The 16,001-nt window shown below is 45.7% G+C and carries 13 protein-coding genes; 4 read left to right on the top strand and 9 right to left on the bottom strand.

Translation table 11 applies throughout. The annotated features are described in order from the left end of the window. The first annotated feature begins 4 nt into the window (after positions 1 to 4). Both nadD and C3V43_RS05505 read left to right on the top strand, forming a co-directional pair. On the top strand, positions 5 to 577 hold the full coding sequence (nadD, locus tag C3V43_RS05510; protein WP_106070478.1) for a nicotinate (nicotinamide) nucleotide adenylyltransferase: 573 nt from the start codon (positions 5 to 7) through the stop codon (positions 575 to 577). A 10-nt stretch (positions 578 to 587) separates the two neighbouring features. After that, positions 588 to 2,795 (top strand): beta-N-acetylglucosaminidase, encoded by a 2,208-nt coding sequence (locus tag C3V43_RS05505; RefSeq protein WP_106068942.1) that lies wholly within the window; start codon positions 588 to 590, stop codon positions 2,793 to 2,795. A gap of 7 nt (positions 2,796 to 2,802) precedes the next feature. Here the strand turns inward: C3V43_RS05505 and C3V43_RS05500 are convergent, their stop codons facing one another. The 3 genes from C3V43_RS05500 to C3V43_RS15095 form a co-directional block, all read right to left on the bottom strand. Continuing rightward, positions 2,803 to 4,041 carry a GTP-binding protein gene (locus C3V43_RS05500; RefSeq protein WP_106068941.1) on the bottom strand — a complete coding sequence of 413 codons (1,239 nt, stop codon included), beginning with the start codon at positions 4,039 to 4,041 and terminating at the stop codon, positions 2,803 to 2,805. 694 nt (positions 4,042 to 4,735) lie between these two features. Further along, positions 4,736 to 4,990, bottom strand: a complete 255-nt coding sequence (locus C3V43_RS05495; RefSeq protein WP_106068940.1) for a hypothetical protein — start codon at positions 4,988 to 4,990, stop codon at positions 4,736 to 4,738. 12 nt (positions 4,991 to 5,002) lie between these two features. Beyond that, positions 5,003 to 5,221 carry a hypothetical protein gene (locus C3V43_RS15095; RefSeq protein ID WP_394336166.1) on the bottom strand — a complete coding sequence of 73 codons (219 nt, stop codon included), beginning with the start codon at positions 5,219 to 5,221 and terminating at the stop codon, positions 5,003 to 5,005. Between C3V43_RS15095 and C3V43_RS14895 the strand changes: the two genes are divergently transcribed. Further along, entirely contained in the window at positions 5,129 to 5,323 is a 195-nt protein-coding gene (locus tag C3V43_RS14895; RefSeq protein WP_234878228.1) for a hypothetical protein, read from the top strand. The genes C3V43_RS15095 and C3V43_RS14895 overlap by 93 nt on opposite strands. Before the next feature lie 123 nt (positions 5,324 to 5,446). Here C3V43_RS14895 and C3V43_RS05485 read toward each other — a convergent pair whose 3' ends face one another. The 4 genes from C3V43_RS05485 to C3V43_RS05465 all read right to left on the bottom strand — a co-directional run bounded on the left by C3V43_RS05485 (position 5,447) and on the right by C3V43_RS05465 (position 12,817). Next, a complete protein-coding gene (locus C3V43_RS05485) occupies positions 5,447 to 6,820 on the bottom strand; it encodes a lipoprotein 17-related variable surface protein (protein ID WP_106068939.1) in 1,374 nt (457 codons plus the stop codon). Positions 6,821 to 7,325: 505 nt separating this feature from the next. Beyond that, a complete protein-coding gene (locus tag C3V43_RS05480) occupies positions 7,326 to 8,663 on the bottom strand; it encodes an NADP-specific glutamate dehydrogenase (RefSeq protein ID WP_106068938.1) in 1,338 nt (445 codons plus the stop codon). Positions 8,664 to 9,028: 365 nt separating this feature from the next. Continuing rightward, on the bottom strand, positions 9,029 to 11,317 hold the full coding sequence (locus C3V43_RS05470; RefSeq protein WP_106068936.1) for an NADP-dependent malic enzyme: 2,289 nt from the start codon (positions 11,315 to 11,317) through the stop codon (positions 9,029 to 9,031). Between the two features lie 222 nt (positions 11,318 to 11,539). Then, complete coding sequence (locus C3V43_RS05465; protein ID WP_106068935.1) at positions 11,540 to 12,817, bottom strand: O-acetylhomoserine aminocarboxypropyltransferase/cysteine synthase family protein; 1,278 nt, start codon at positions 12,815 to 12,817, stop codon at positions 11,540 to 11,542. 104 nt (positions 12,818 to 12,921) lie between these two features. Between C3V43_RS05465 and C3V43_RS05460 the strand changes: the two genes are divergently transcribed. Then, complete coding sequence (locus C3V43_RS05460) at positions 12,922 to 14,124, top strand: N-acetylmuramoyl-L-alanine amidase family protein (RefSeq protein WP_106068934.1); 1,203 nt, start codon at positions 12,922 to 12,924, stop codon at positions 14,122 to 14,124. A 22-nt stretch (positions 14,125 to 14,146) separates the two neighbouring features. Here C3V43_RS05460 and C3V43_RS05455 read toward each other — a convergent pair whose 3' ends face one another. Next, on the bottom strand, positions 14,147 to 14,659 hold the full coding sequence (locus tag C3V43_RS05455) for a methylated-DNA--[protein]-cysteine S-methyltransferase (protein WP_106068933.1): 513 nt from the start codon (positions 14,657 to 14,659) through the stop codon (positions 14,147 to 14,149). Positions 14,660 to 14,734: 75 nt separating this feature from the next. Further along, complete coding sequence (locus tag C3V43_RS05450; protein WP_106068085.1) at positions 14,735 to 15,904, bottom strand: IS4 family transposase; 1,170 nt, start codon at positions 15,902 to 15,904, stop codon at positions 14,735 to 14,737. Positions 15,905 to 16,001: the final 97 nt, after the last annotated feature.

Genomic DNA, 16,001 nt, shown 5'->3' with positions numbered 1-16,001 from the left:
TCCCTTGAGAGTCGGAGTCTTCAGTGGTTCGTTCAATCCGGTTCATATCGGTCATTTGGCTCTTGCCAATTATCTTTGCGAATACGAAGGGTTGGATGAGGTGTGGTTTATGGTTACTCCCCACAACCCTTTGAAGGAGGAAAAGAAGCTGATGGACGATACGTTTCGTTTGGAACTGGTGAAGCTTGCCATTGAAAGTTATCCGAAATTCCGCGCATCCGATTTTGAGTTTCATTTGCCTCGCCCTTCTTATACGATTCATACTTTGGATGAACTGAAGCGTACTTATCCGCACTGCATTTTCTCCCTCATAATGGGGGCGGATAATTGGATGCTCTTTCCTCGATGGTACGAGTCGGAACGCATACTTGCAGAAAACCGGATTATCATTTATCCTCGTCCGGGCTATCCGATAGATGCGGCCTCTTTGCCACAAGGCGTGAGCCTGACCTCTTCGCCCGTATTCGAAATCAGTTCTACTTTTATACGCAAGGCATTGGACGAGGGGAAAGATATACGTTATTTTCTCCATCCGGCTGTGTACGAACGATTAAAACAAACCCCTTTAATACCATAAAACATTTGTTATGAAGAAAAAACTGCTGTTATTTGCAACTTTCGGTCTGCTGACGATAGCCGTGCTTCGCGCACAAGACTTTCATCTGCAACCTACCCCTCAAGAGTATGTATCTCAAAGTGATTCGGTAAATATCCCTGCGCAATACAGACTATGGGCATCCGATTCGCTGTATGGTGGATCTGCCTTGTCACTGCTTCGCCGACTGATGCCGGGGGAGGCATTGAAGGCTTCTTTTCGCATATTTGTCGGTGTGAAAGGAGATAAGGCGGTCAGGGAATACCGGAACCGGATTCCGCAAAAGCCGGAAGGCTATTTCCTGAAAATAGCTAAAGACCGTATGGTTATTGCAGGTGCCGACGAACGAGGAGTGTATTACGGTGTACAGACTCTTTCCCAACTGCTTGCTTTGGGCAAATTGCCTTTGATTGAAATAACCGACTATCCGGATGTGCCATACCGGGGTGTGGTAGAGGGATTTTACGGTACACCGTGGAGTCATGAAGCCCGTATGCGCCAGCTCGAATTTTACGGCAGAAACAAGATGAACGTTTATCTGTATGGACCTAAGGACGACCCTTACCATAGTACCCCCAACTGGCGCAAACCTTATCCTCCCCGCGAAGCGGAACAGTTGAAGATGCTTGTGGAAAAAGCGCATGAGAACAATGTCATCTTTTACTGGGCCATCCATCCGGGACAAGACATTCGCTGGAACGAAGAAGACCGCTCGCAATTGTTACAGAAATTTGAAAGCATGTATCAGTTGGGTGTACGCGGTTTTGCCGTTTTCTTCGACGACATATCCGGTGAAGGTACTAAGGCAGACAAACAGGCTGAGTTGCTGAATTATATCGACAATTATTTTGTGAAAATCAAGAAAGACGTTGCTCCGTTGATTATGTGCCCTACGGAATATAACAAATCGTGGGCGAAAGTAGAGGGAGGATATCTCACTACATTGGGCGACAAACTGAACGAAGGCATACAAATCATGTGGACAGGCGATAAGGTGGTTGCCACCATAGACAAACCGACGATGGGCTTTATCAATCCGTTGCTGAAGCGCAAGGCTTATATCTGGTGGAATTTTCCTGTTTCGGATTATGTGCGAGACCATCTGCTGTTAGGTCCGGTGTATGGAAACGGTACTGACATCAAAGATGAGCTTGCCGCTTTCGTATCCAACCCGATGGAGCATGCGGAGGCCTCCAAGATTTCGCTTTACAGCGTGGCCGACTATACTTGGAACATGAGTCGTTATGACAGCGACGCTTCTTGGAGAAGAGCCGTTAAAGACCTGATGCCTCTCCATGCCGAATACTTGGAAACCTTTGCCACCCATAATTCCGATTTAGGGCCGAACGGGCATAACTTCAGACGCGATGAGTCCGTAGCCATCCAACCGGCACTCGCAACGCTGCTGAACAATTATCGGGAAAAAGGGCAGACGGATGATGCGGCTTACCGTGAGGTGGCCGAAGAGTGCCGCAAAATAATTGTTGCTGTCGATATGTTGCTGGCTTCGGGCAATGAGAACCGCCCGCTGATAAACGAGATAAGGCCTTGGCTGACTCAATTCAGATTAGTGGGCGAGTATGGAAAAGAGGTGTTGGAGATGATGCGCCTGCAATCGCAAAAAGAGGCTTTTGTTCAAGGTCACGTCCATGCCCAAGCCTTGCAAAGACTGATGTGCGAGACGGATGCCCTTTATCAGGTGGGAGTGAAAAGTGCAGGAAAACATCTGTTGCCGACTTTCGATGCGTTGTTTGAAGTTGCCACATCACGATATAACAAGTTGTTCGATGCTCAATTAGATACGCAGGCTGTTTATTCGTCCTACTCTTTGGAAAGCGACGTCGTGCAACTGGCTTCGCTTCCGGTGAAGCAAAAAGGAAAAACTATCAATATTGCTCCGTCCAACGAAGTGATAGACTGGCAGGCCGCCGGTTCGCTGACACTCTCGATGGACTATGCCCGCAACCTTAATTCATTGCTCATCGACTTGGGCAGCAGGGAAGCCATTGACTCGCTCTTCCGGTTGGAAGTGACTGCTGATGGCGCGGAATGGCAGCCTGTGCAACTGCAACCCTATGGAAGCAGATCGCAGTTGAAGGCTGTTGTTGCAGGCCTGAAGGTGCTGAAGGTGAGGCTTGTCAATGTCTCTGGCGCAGATCGTAAGGTCTATTTCAAGATGTTTCGTTTTGTGGAGAAATAAATCTCTCTTAATCTAAACATGCATCAAGGTCGCGCGTCAACTGCTCTTTGTCCAAATGTTGGCCGATGAAGACAATCTTTTGCATGCGGTCTCCGTATTTCTCGTCCCAGTCTCGCAGCAGGCCCGGTTCTTGACGCATCAATTTAATCAAATCCTCTTCGGGGGCTGTGGCATACCATAGCCCGGCCTCCGTAAGTTGCTTCTGCGTGCCGGCTTGCTCAAAGAGATAGGACATGTCGCGGTTGTGGCTGAAGTAGCATACGCCTTTGGCTCGGATGATGTTACGGTTCCATTTGGTTGCGATGAAGTGGTCGAACTTATGGATGTCGAATGCCCGACGGCGGTAGTAGACAAAGGTGCTGATGCCGTATTCCTCGGCTTCGCCGCCCTCTGAGTGATGGTGGTGATGGTGGCAATGCTCTCCGCAATCGTGATGATGGTCCTCGTGCTCATGCCCATATTCTCCTTCATGGTGATGGTGGCGATGAGCCTCTTTCTCTTCCTCTTCGCTGACCGGACGTTCTATTTCGCGTACCCATCCTGCCGAGGTGGCAACACGCTCAAAGTCGAACAGACGGGTATGGATTATTTTTTCCAGTTCGATATTTGTATAATCGCATTCTATGATTTCGGCGCCGGGTTGCAAGGTGCGCACTATCTGCTTGATGCGTTTCAGCTCTTCGGGTTGCACTTCCGAAGCTTTGTTCAGCAGCACAAGGTTGCAGAATTCTATCTGCTGTATGATGAGGTTTTCGATGTCCTCTTCCTCCAAGCCTTTGCGGGTGAGGTTGTTGCCGCAGGCAAATTCGCTTTGCAGGCGCAGGGCGTCTACCACGGTGACAATGCAGTCCAAGCGACAGATGCCGTATCGGGTATAAACGCCGCCCATGCGGGGAATGGAGCAGATGGTTTGGGCGATAGGTTCAGGCTCGCAGATGCCGCTGGCCTCGATGACGATATAGTCAAAGCGCTGCATCTTCATGATTTCTTGCATCTGTTCTATCAGGTCGGTCTTCAGCGTGCAGCAGATGCAGCCGTTTTGGAGCGCGACGAGGCTTTCGTCTTTTTTCCCTACGATGCCGCCTTTTTGTATGAGCTCTGCATCGATGTTCACCTCGCCGAGGTCGTTCACGATGACGGCAAATTTAATGCCGCGTTTGTTGGAAAGAATATGGTTTACCAAAGTGGTTTTTCCACTGCCCAGATAGCCTGTCAGTAGCAGTACAGGGATTTCCTTTGTTTCCATTGTTGTCTGTAATTTGTTTCTGTAATGTTGTCTTATGCCGCACATACCCATTGGTGAGGGTGCTGTATGCGGTTTGCAAAAATACGGATAAAAAGGTTCTTTTCGGTAATCATCTACCGCATTTTTTCTTGGAGGGCCGGAAGTCGGTGGTCGTTATTCTCTGTTTTTCTACAGTTGCCTTTTGCTATGTAGGAAGAGGCTCGGTTGAATATTCTTGACAAAAAGAAGGCTTCTGAACACAGAAAATATCCGCTTAAAAGAAATTCCCCGAAGATTTACTAAAAGTTCAAGCAATTTTTAGTAAAAATCCGGTCAGATTTTAGTAAAGATAACGTCAGTTCGGGATAAGAAAAAGGTAATAGACGTTGGTAATCTCGCTTGTTTTTAGTAACGTTATGGTTATAAATCAATTTTGAGAACAAACCGGATGCATCGTCCGCAACTCCGCACTTCCTCACCCGTAAGCCCGCACTTCAGCTGCCGTAACCCCGCACTTCACCGTCTGCAATCTCACACCTCGCACCCGTTGCGCCCTCACGTTATGGCGCATGCGGTGTGGCGTTTCTCCACCTCCTCCACCTTAAGAGGAGGAATTATATGGAGGAGGTATTTTCTATTCTCTTCTTCTCTATTCTTTTCTTCTCTCGCGCGCGCGAGGGAAGGTTGTTGTGATAACTCTCTAAGGGACTGCTTGTTATCTCGCTTTTTGCCTCTTTTCGGACTGCTTGCCGACTCCGAGCCGGCAGGTAGTCGGCAAGCAGTCGGCTACGAGTTCGTCCGGAGTCGCCGCGCAAGCTTCGGACACTTCCGAAGCAGTGGCAGGAGAAGTTGTCGCCTGAGAATCCCCGTCCTCTTCTACAAGCGGGCTTGCTTCTTCGGCAACCTTCATCCTATCCGTCATCACCTCCTCTTCTTCCGCTCCTTTCTCGGTAGTATTTTTCTTTGACACTTCCGCTTTCTTTCACGAAGTGCCCAAATAGTCGATGGCCGATGAAAACATATCGTCCTGGATGACGAACAAACCGTAGTTCCGGACTATTTTTTCGAGGTAAGCCTGCGGGGCCCCTTTCTGCCGTATCAGTTTCAGTTGCCCGATGAAAAGCCTGCCGGACTCCTGACTGTAAAGCTGTTCGAGGATGAAGAGGTAGCTGCCGTAGCCCCGTGCACCCTCTTCGTCGATGAGTTTGTAGAGCCTGCTGTCGCGGCTCAGATTGAAGCGATGTTTAAACCCAGAATAAGCGAGATTACCAACTTCTATTACCTTTTTCTTATCCCGAACTGACGTTAAAAATATATCGGACTGATTTATAGCGTATAGGAAACGCTATTTCATGCTGGACGTTTTTTTTAAAGCGGTGGTATCGAATATTTACAATCTCTGTAATGAGATACCTCTTTCCCCATCTTAGGAAGGAATGTGCATTGTCATGTTGAAGTCAATGGCATCGTCCGTCAATACCAACTCGTTGGCTCCCGCCATTCGGAAAGTGATATGCAGGGTCTTTCGTCCATTGTCGTCATTCAACTTGGCAGAGATAAGCTCGAATTTCACTCCGTCCAGATATATATCTTTCATGGAAGTATGGAGACCGCTTAGTACGTTTTTGCTCCACTTATTTTTCTCCCATGTCAATGCTTCCTGCTCTTTTTGGGTGGTGAATTCTACATCGCGTATCCAGTTTTCTATGGATATGGAAAGTTTGTTGGTTATATCTCCACTATCGTTTTTCTTAACCCTATCTTTCATAAAAACAAGCAGATTGGCCGTAGAGTGAGGTTTCAACTCACTTTTCAGCTCTTTCAGCGATTTGAATCCTGTGAATGTCTTGTCAAATTCGGCAAGCTGAACATCGCCGTTGTTCTTTGCGCGCAGACTTAAATGCAATGTAAGCGTGTTGTCGCCATCGCTTTTCTCTTTTCGGCTTTCGTTTATCACTACAGCGTACGTCTTGTCATCGTACGAGAACAGACGACCGTTGAACAGAGCCGGGTTCTCATATATACCTCTCATGTAGCTACTCTCTACGAAATCCGTATTTATCGTGATTTTGCCTTCGTAATACTTATTCTTGTCGAATGGAAGAGAGATGCGATTTTTTGCCTTGCTATTGTTGTATTTGAGATAGAACGAAATCTGTCCCCGTTCTTCATATTTCACCTCTTCAATCGTAGTTTTCTTTATATCTTCCGAAGTGAAAGGATACATATAACTGCCATCTGTGGTTGAGGAGTGAAAATCCATCATCCGCTCAAGGTTCTCGGCACTGAACATGTTTGTTTGGTGTAATCTGTAAAAGCTGTCGAAATCGAATATTTCGTAATGGTTTATACCATCTTTCCATTTTACCTGTACACGGTTGGCCATCTGGAAATCTTCGGGTTTCTTCACGAACCCGTTATATGTAAACTCTTTCTCAAAGGGCGTTTCGTTTACCTTACCTACCACATGCAACACAAACGAACCTCCCAATTCGTCTTTGCTTTTTACCTCGGCCTCGGTCAGGCTGATGGTTTTTCCGTTTATTTGCATAGGCTCTTTTCGGGCCTTGACAAGCGTTGATGCAACGTTCACGTCTTTTGAAGTTTCAAAACCGAAATATGCGGCAATCTCCTCCTGTGTCACGGTTGCTGCCGGAACAGGTTGTTCGGTGGGTGAGTCGGATTCTTTGGATTGCTCCGGCGTGGGAGCGGGCGTCGGTTGAGGGAAATCGGTGGGATCATCTTTTCCACAAGCAATCAATACGGCGCATATAAATGCTGATAATAATGTTTTTTTCATCTTAATACCTTTTTTCTTTTCAATTTAATAAATCATTCCAAGCAAGTTGATTGGAATTGTCTGCTTTTAATTACCTATTGTACTAATTCTGTTTGTATGGTTAGCACTCTGTTGTCGTTACAGAACGGTTATCAGTGCCGCTTTTACTTTCAAAGAGAATGTAAAACCGGCTGCAAAGTTACGAAAAAAGCAGTTAAGGAAAAACATCCGATGGCGCAGGCAACGCCTGAGTCGGACTTTTGTGCGGTAGTGTTCTGTCTATGCCAGTCGGCTATCAGGCTCTGTATGAGAAGGCTATCCAATATTTTCGTCTCTTTTTGCTTTTTGATATTGATATTGAATTTTTATAATATAATTGCATTTTATGCCTCTGAAAAGTATCTTTTTGGAAATAAATTGTTCGCTTTTGCTGAATTCGGGAAATTGTCCGGAGAAAAAGCAAAAGGCGGAGAGGTGTTGATTTCCCCTTCGCCTTTCTTTATAATAACTATGGCCTTGCGTCTCCTTATAAAATGCCTTGTGCCATCATTGCCTTCGCCACCTTCATGAATCCGGCCACATTGGCTCCTTTCACGTAGTTTACGTAGCCGTCGGCCTCTGTACCATATTGTATGCATGCCTCGTGGATATTCTTCATGATGCTCTTCAACTTCTCGTCAACCTCTTCGGCGCTCCAACTCAGTTTAATGGAGTTCTGCGTCATTTCAAGGCCGGATACCGATACACCTCCGGCATTGGCAGCCTTACCCGGAGCATACAGAATCTTGGCTTCTTGGAATATGCGGATAGCTTCAGGAGTAGAAGGCATGTTGGCGCCTTCGGAAACAGCCATCACGCCATTGGCCATCAGTTTCTTGGCATCGTCTCCGTTGATTTCGTTCTGAGTTGCAGAAGGCAAGGCGATATCGGCTTTCTCACCCCAAGGACGAGCGCCTTCTACATATTTTACGCCGGGATATTGTTCGGCATATTCGCGGATACGTCCGCGATAGAGGTTCTTCAGTTCCATGATGTAATCCAGTTTCTCGCGATCGATGCCTGCCGGGTCGTATATATAACCGTCGGAGTCGGACATTGTCAATACCTTGCCACCCAGTTCCAATACTTTCTCGGCAGTGTATTGAGCCACGTTGCCGGAACCGGAAATCAGGCAAGTTTTGCCTTTTAAGTCAGTACCTTTGGTTTTCAGCATTTCCATCAGGAAATAGATGTTACCGTAGCCCGTAGCTTCCGGACGAATCAGCGAACCGCCGAACTCACGGCCCTTACCCGTGAAAGTCCCGGTGAACTCATGGGCCAGCTTCTTGTACATACCGAACATAAAACCTACTTCACGTCCGCCTACACCGATGTCGCCGGCAGGTACATCTGTTTCGGGGCCGATATGACGCCACAGTTCCAGCATGAAAGCTTGAACAAAACGCATCACTTCGGCATTCGATTTGCCTCGCGGAGAAAAGTCCGAACCACCTTTACCGCCACCCATGGGCAGGGTTGTCAAGGAATTCTTGAAAGTCTGTTCAAAAGCAAGGAATTTCAGGATTGACAGGTTCACGGAAGCATGAAAACGTACACCGCCTTTGTAAGGGCCAATGGCATTGTTGTGTTGTACGCGATAGCCCATGTTGGTTTGTACGTTACCTTTGTCATCCACCCAAGTAACACGGAATTGATAAACGCGATCGGGAATGCAAAGACGCTCAATCAGATTGGCTTTGTCAAACTCCGGATGTTTGTTGTATTCTTCTTCAATGGTAGAGAGTACCTCTTCTACTGCTTGATGATACTCTGGTTCGTTGGGGAACCGTCTTTTCAAATCTTCTAATACCTTAGCTGCATTCATAATCTACTTCTTTTATTGGTTGCTATTATTATGTTACCTAAAATGAAAATCAGATTTCTATTTGTTCTTTTATCTATCGTTGCGGTTGCAAAAGTAAATATAAAAATAATACGGGCAAACATTTTATAAATAAAATGCGGGATAAAACAGCTTTTTTGTCGTTTTATCCCGCAAAAAGGAATAAAAAGATATTATTTATCCTCTTTTTAGAGATTTTATCACAGGAATGAAGACTAATGCCGCCGAAATGGCAAGCATCAGGATAATTGGCCCGTCAATTCGTTCGGCAGATATCAGAACAATGTAACAAAGCGCCGCCCAAAGCAGCACGATGCAAACTATTTGGAATTTAGATAACGGTCTTCTCATTTGCCTGCTTTCTTTTTGTAGACAATGGCGTCGATTACTGCTACTGCCGTGATATTTACGATATCGCGTACGGAACTCTCGAAGTCGGTGAAGTGGACAGGTTTGTTCAATCCCATCTGGATAGGCCCAATCAGTTCTGTCTCGGTATTCATTGCTTGCAACAGTTTGTAAGCGGAATTGGCCGAACTCAGGTTAGGGAATACGAGTGTGTTCACCTCTTTGCCTTTCAGGCGGGTGAAAGGGTATTTGGCATCGCGCACTTCTCTGTTCATGGCGAAGTTTACCTGCATTTCACCGTCAATGGCAAGGTTCGGATAGTTTTGTTGCATATATTCTACGGCTTCATGCACTTGTACCGGACTTCCTTCGGTGTCTGCTCCGAAGTTGCTGTAACTCAACATGGCAATTACCGGTGTATGATTGAAGAAGCGTACGGTGCTTTCGGCCAGCTTCGCCACGTCTATCAACGTTTCCTTGTCGGGATGGCGGTTTATCAACGTGTCTGCCAGAAAGTACGTCCCTTTCTTGGAATTTAATATGTGCATTGTTCCGAAATGCTTGAATTCCGGACGGATGCCGATAACCTCCTTGGCCACTTTGATTGTATTGCTGTATTTGGTGTAAAGGCCGGTAATGAAAGCATCTGCCTCACCGGTTTCCACCATCATCATGCCGAAATAGTTACGTTCGAACATCTTGTCGTTGGCTTCTTCGTAGGTGACACCTTCGCGAGCACGTTTTTCAGAAAGTATACGGGCATATCGTTCGCGGCGCGGTGCTTCATCGGGATGACGCAAATTCACGATTTCAATTCCTTCGAGGCTGAGGTCAAGCTCTTTTGCTAATTTCTCGATGGCTTCGTCATTTCCTAATATAATAGGGTGGCAGATTCCTTCGGCTTTTGCCTCGACAGCTGCTTTCAGCATGTTGGGATGGATGCCTTCTGCAAACACAACGCGTTGCGGATTACGACGGGCGGTATCGTAGAGTTGACGCGTCAGTTTGCTTTCATATCCCATCAGCTCACGCAGTTGCAATTTATAGGCATCCCAGTCTTCAATCTTCTTGCGGGCCACTCCGCTTTCTATGGCAGCTTTGGCTACAGCGCATGAAACCTCGGTGATGAGACGCGGATCTACGGGTTTCGGAATAAAGTATTCGGGGCCGAAGGTAAAGTTGTTTACATGATATGCTTCGTTAACAACATCCGGTACAGGCTGTTTGGCAAGATTGGCAATAGCGTGTACGGCGGCTATTTTCATCTTTTCGTTGATGGATTTTGCTTGCGTATCGAGGGCGCCTCGAAAGATGTAAGGGAAACCGATTACATTATTTATCTGGTTGGGATAATCGGAACGGCCGGTAGACATCAGTACGTCCGGTCGTGCTGCCATAGCATCTTCATAGGATATTTCCGGAGCAGGATTGGCAAGGGCAAATACTATCGGATGGTCGGCCATACTGCGAACCATCTCTTGTGTCAACACATTGCCTTTTGAGAGTCCGAGGAAAACATCGGCTCCTCTGATTGCTTCAGCCAATGTGTGTACATCGCGGCGGTCGGTGGCGAAATAACGCTTTTGTTCGGTCAGGTTCTCACGGTCGCTGGTGATAACTCCTTTGCTATCCAGCATCAGGATATTTTCACGACGTGCACCGAGTGCCTCATATAGTTTGGTACATGAAGTGGCTGAAGCACCTGCACCATTCACCACAATTTTCACATCCTCAATCTTTTTACCCGCTACCTCAAGGGCATTCAACAGTCCTGCGCTGGAGATGATGGCTGTGCCGTGCTGGTCGTCGTGCATTACGGGGATATCCAGTTCTTCTTTTAATCGGCGTTCAATCTCAAAGCATTCGGGTGCTTTGATATCTTCCAAATTGATACCTCCGAATGTGGGTGCGATTGCTTTGACAGCTTCGATAAATTTGTCGGGATCTTTTTCGTTCACTTCTATGTCGAAGACATCAATGCCTGCATAGATTTTGAATAACAAACCTTTTCCTTCCATTACGGGCTTGCCGCTGAGAGCACCAATATCGCCCAAACCCAGCACGGCAGTACCATTGGAAATAACGGCTACCAGATTGCCTTTCGCTGTATATTTATACGCATCTTGCGGATTTTTCTCAATTTCAAGACAAGGTTCTGCCACGCCCGGAGAATAAGCGAGCGAAAGGTCGGTTTGTGTACTATGAGATTTGGTGGGTACTACTTCAATCTTACCCGGTTTGCCTTGCGAATGATAAAGCAAAGCAGCTTCTTTGGTTATCTTAGCCATGGTAAAATATAAATTGGTTATAAATTGGCTGCAAATGTAGGGATAAAAGTTTTAAAATAGTAGTCTGATGCAAGTAAAATGTTATTTTCTATTACAAAGTTCTGGCTGGCCATAGAAACACAAAGGCACGAAGATTTTTTCTTGTATAAATATGAGCTTGTTTATATTCAAAACCGGTTTCTAAACAAAATCCCTGTGTCTTCGTGTCTTTGCTTTCGATTCTTATTTCAGTGCCTGCTCGATGTCGGCTATGATATCGTCTACATTTTCTATACCTACGGAAAGACGAATCAAATCGGGACGCACGCCGGCCGCTATCAGTTGTTCGTCTGTGAGCTGGCGGTGTGTATGGCTGGCAGGGTGTAGCACACATGTGCGGGCATCGGCTACGTGGGTGACGATGGCTACCAATTGCAATGAGTCCATAAATTTAGTTGCCACTTCACGCCCTCCTTTCAGTCCGAAAGTGACAACACCACATGATCCGTTGGGGAGATATTTTTGTGCCAATGTGTGGTATTTATCTTCCGGCAGACCACTGTAATTCACCCATGCCACTTTGTCGTTTTTGGAGAGATACTCGGCTACAGCCTGTGCGTTTTTACAATGTTGCGGCACGCGCAGATGCAGAGTTTCCAAACCGAGGTTCAGCAGAAATGCGTTTTGCGGAGACTGGATACTGCCGAGGTCGCGCATCAGTTGGGCGGTAGCTTTGGTGATGTAGGCCATCTTACCGAAACTTTTTGTATAAGTCAGTCCGTGGTAAGAATCATCCGGAGTACATAAGCCGGGGAACTTGTCGGCATGTGCTTCCCAGTCGAAATTGCCGCTGTCTACAATGACACCGCCTACGGAAGTTGCATGTCCGTCCATGTATTTGGTGGTGGAGTGGGTTACGATATCGGCTCCCCATTCAAAAGGACGGCAGTTGATGGGAGTAGGGAAAGTATTGTCTACAATCAGGGGGACACCGTGGCTGTGAGCAATGCGGGCAAATTTTTCGATGTCAAGCACTTCCAGCGTAGGGTTGGAAATGACTTCACCGAACAGTGCTTTGGTATTGGGGCGAAAAGCTGCTGAGAGCTCCTCTTCCGAAGCGTCGGGATTGACGAAAGTTACCTCGATGCCCAGTTTCTTCATCGTAACACCGAAGAGATTGTATGTTCCTCCGTAGATACAGGAAGAACATACCAAATGGTCGCCGGCTTCGCAGATATTGAACACGGCGTAGAAGTTGGCAGCCTGTCCGCTGGAGGTGAGCATGGCAGCGACACCGCCTTCAAGAGCAGCTATCTTGGCAGCAACGGCATCGTTCGTAGGGTTTTGCAGGCGGGTGTAGAAATAACCGCTGTCTTCGAGGTCGAACAGACGTGCCATTTGTTCGCTGGTTTCATATTTAAAAGTGGTGCTTTGGTAGATAGGGAGTACACGAGGCTCTCCCTTTTTAGGTGTCCAGCCGGCTTGTACGCATAGTGTTTCCGGTTTGAATTGCTTTGCCATAATGCTTCAGTATAAAGTTTTATTGTCAATTAACGTTGTAAGTCGTCGCAAAAGTAAGGAAAATAATGTATTTTTGCCTTTCATAAAGAAAAAATGCAGTGAAAATGGTTAGAATATTGCTCCTTTTGTTATTTGTATTTACATCTATTTCCTTTCAGGCTCAACAAACAACCGATACTCCGAGAAACGGTGAAGGCATCTCTTCTTTTCTTAAACGCAACAATCGTCCGGGAAGGATGTACTATAAAGTTTTTCTTGAATTGAATAAGAAGCGTCTGAATGGGAAAGAAGAATTGCAATTAGGGGTGAGATATGTGTTGCCTCCATTGAAGAACGAAAGAAAAAATTCCTCGGTGAAGAAGAGTGTGGTGAGCGGAAGTAATGGAATGAAAGACAAGCGGACAATTGTTTCTAAACAAGATTCTGCGAAGGACATCGTTTTGAAAGATGAAGCATTAGAAGATACACTGTTTGAAGAGAAAGCTGTGAAAGATTTTGTTTTGCAAGAAACGCCAGAAGAAGACATGGACGTTTCTGAGCAGTCTTCTCGGCAAGCAGCCGGTAAGCGGAAAGGATTTGTTCGCGAACCGCTCTTCGGGAAAGCGTTTGCCGATGTGCGCATTAGTGGAAAGCGTTTGCAAGGTGCTTGTTTTTATGTAGTGGGCGGGCATGGAGGCCCTGACCCCGGTGCTATTGGAAAGATAGGCAATGTGGAGCTTCATGAAGACGAATACGCCTATGATGTTGCCTTGCGGTTGGCACGCAATCTGATGGAAGAAGGAGCAGAAGTGCGCATCATTATCCAAGATGCTAAGGATGGTATCCGCGATGATAGATACCTTAGCAACAGCAAACGGGAAACATGTATGGGAGCTACCATTCCCTTGAATCAGGTGGCCCGCTTACGGCAGCGCTGCGATGCTATTAATGCACTTTATCGTAAGGACCGTAAAAAATATAAATATTGCCGTGCCATTTTCCTGCATGTAGATAGTCGCAGCAAAGGGGCGCAAACAGATGTATTCTTCTATCATGCCCCTAAAAGCGTTTCTGGGAAGAGGCTGGCCACTGCCATGAAGAATACTTTTGAATCGAAATACGGAAAACATCAGCCTAATCGCGGTTTTCGCGGCACGGTTAGCGGACGGAATCTTTACGTAATGCTGAATGCTTCACCTGTTTCCGTATTTGTGGAGCTTGGCAACATTCAGAATGCTTTCGATCAACGGCGTTTCATAATCAATTCCAATCGTCAAGCGTTGGCAAAGTGGATGATGGAAGGTTTTATTGCAGATTATAAGAAATGACTTGAATACGAATGATAAACATCTAAAGAGTTTCCCTGTTCAGTAACCAGCGTTTTGCTTCCAGCCCACCGGCATATCCGGTAAGCGAATGGTTGTTGCCGATGATACGATGGCAAGGTATAAAGATGGAAATGGCATTCGCTCCATTGGCGTTGGCTACAGCGCGCACTGATTTTGGTTCGCCCAACAGTTCGGCAAGTGCTCCGTAAGAAACAGTCGTCCCATAGGGAATCTTCTGAAGCTCCAGCCATACTCTTTTCTGAAACTCCGTGCCAATAGGAAGTAGAGGGATATCGAATGCGGTTCGTTTCCCATTGAAGTACTCATCCAACTGTCTACAAGCTTTTTGAAGCACTTCTGACATTTCTTCTTTATAATCAGCTTGTAAGAGCCTTTTCAGTCGTTTGTCAACTCTGTCTCGATGCTTTGCTGCCACCCAATCGCAAAGGCATAGCTTTTCTTCGAATGAGCCTATCATTAATTCGCCACAAGGAGAATGATAATGTTGTATCCGAACTGCATTCTTTTCTTTCATAACCACAATCGTTGATTTACAAAAATACATTTTATTTTCAACAATGTTTATATATGACGTATCACTGCTGGGCACTTAATCCCATCTGATTTTCAATTGTTTATAATTTAGTTCTTTGACATTTTTGTAATCGCAATCGGTAAGTATCTCTCTTACAGACGTTTTATCCAGTAGAGAAAAGCTCAAAATTTGTAGAATTTCGTAGATTGGACGGTTAACTTTCAATCTGTAAGCGACAATGGCAACCAGACAGTATGTTATGATGGCACAGTACACTTGTATCTTGACTGCATTCATCGTGGTGCCCCAAAAAGATTTTACTTTCAGGTGTTGCTTTATCCATTTGAAAAATAGTTCCACCTGCCAACGGTTCTTGTATAGCAAAGCAATTTCCTCTGCTGATAGTTCCATGTTGTTGGTGATGAACACAAATTCTCTGTCCAGTTCTTCATCGTAGTATTTAACCCGCCGGAGTTTGTCCGGATATGCTTTGAGCGATTTATACGTTTCAAGCATTCCAATCTGATCACATTTTATTCCGGTTGTTTTATCGACTTCACGGGAATACATTCTACGGAATCTCATATTATCTTTTGCACGTGTAACGAAGTAAGCACCACTGGTGTGAAGCTTATGCAAACGGGTGAAGTCAACATATCCTTTATCCATGATATAGAAACTTCCCTTTTCATAACTCAACTCATCCAGCATGTTTACGTCATGTACTTTAGCATTGGTTACCAGTACGATTGTCGGTATGGAAGTCTTTACATCATACAAGGTATGAAGTTTGATGCCTCCTTTGTGTTTCTTAAATTCCGCCCACCAAAAAACATTCAGACAAAGGTCTATGGTGGAGGAATCAAAGGCATAAACATTACCGTCAACTTTCACCTCGAAGTCATTTTTGTTGTAGCTATTACGGGCTTCCGCAATCAGGGTATAAGCAAATTCTTCGTAGATACGATAATCTCTATTCCGGTTTGCTTTCCCCAGATTGGTACGGCTAACTGTTGGACCGAATCCCAAGTGATAATACTTGTTCTTGTGTGCCTCAAGGCTGAGCATAAGGTCACGCATACTGTCTCGGGCGGTCAGTTGTCCGAAGATCATGCACAGCATCTGATTCCAACAGGTGAATGTTCTGATTTTCTTATTCCCGGAATACTTCTCTACCAAACGGTCAAAGACACGACGGGGAAGAAAATCTGTAAGTTGAGCGAAGATATATTTGCCTTGATTCATTGTTTTGAGCTTTTGGACAAAGCTAAAACAACTTTTCAATTCAAATCGTCACGCTACAAAAAGATACATAACTATGCGATTATCAAAGATTTCAAAG

Origin of the sequence: Prevotella heparinolytica, from assembly GCF_002998535.1 — a bacterium.
GTDB classification, from domain to species: Bacteria; Bacteroidota; Bacteroidia; order Bacteroidales; family Bacteroidaceae; genus Bacteroides; species Bacteroides heparinolyticus.
This window is presented reverse-complemented; position numbering and strand designations above follow the sequence as displayed.

Excerpts from the sequence above, each read along its gene's own strand:
- C3V43_RS05505 (WP_106068942.1), top strand. The coding sequence starts at position 588 with ATGAAGAAAAAACTGCTGTTATTTGCAACTTTCGGTCTGCTGACGATA.
- C3V43_RS05485 (WP_106068939.1), bottom strand. The coding sequence starts at position 6,820 with ATGAAAAAAACATTATTATCAGCATTTATATGCGCCGTATTGATTGCT.
- C3V43_RS05460 (WP_106068934.1), top strand. The coding sequence starts at position 12,922 with ATGGTTAGAATATTGCTCCTTTTGTTATTTGTATTTACATCTATTTCC.
- C3V43_RS05480 (WP_106068938.1), bottom strand. The coding sequence starts at position 8,663 with ATGAATGCAGCTAAGGTATTAGAAGATTTGAAAAGACGGTTCCCCAAC.
- C3V43_RS05465 (WP_106068935.1), bottom strand. The coding sequence starts at position 12,817 with ATGGCAAAGCAATTCAAACCGGAAACACTATGCGTACAAGCCGGCTGG.
- C3V43_RS05450 (WP_106068085.1), bottom strand. The coding sequence starts at position 15,904 with ATGAATCAAGGCAAATATATCTTCGCTCAACTTACAGATTTTCTTCCC.
- C3V43_RS05455 (WP_106068933.1), bottom strand. The coding sequence starts at position 14,659 with ATGAAAGAAAAGAATGCAGTTCGGATACAACATTATCATTCTCCTTGT.
- C3V43_RS05470 (WP_106068936.1), bottom strand. The coding sequence starts at position 11,317 with ATGGCTAAGATAACCAAAGAAGCTGCTTTGCTTTATCATTCGCAAGGC.
- C3V43_RS05500 (WP_106068941.1), bottom strand. The coding sequence starts at position 4,041 with ATGGAAACAAAGGAAATCCCTGTACTGCTACTGACAGGCTATCTGGGC.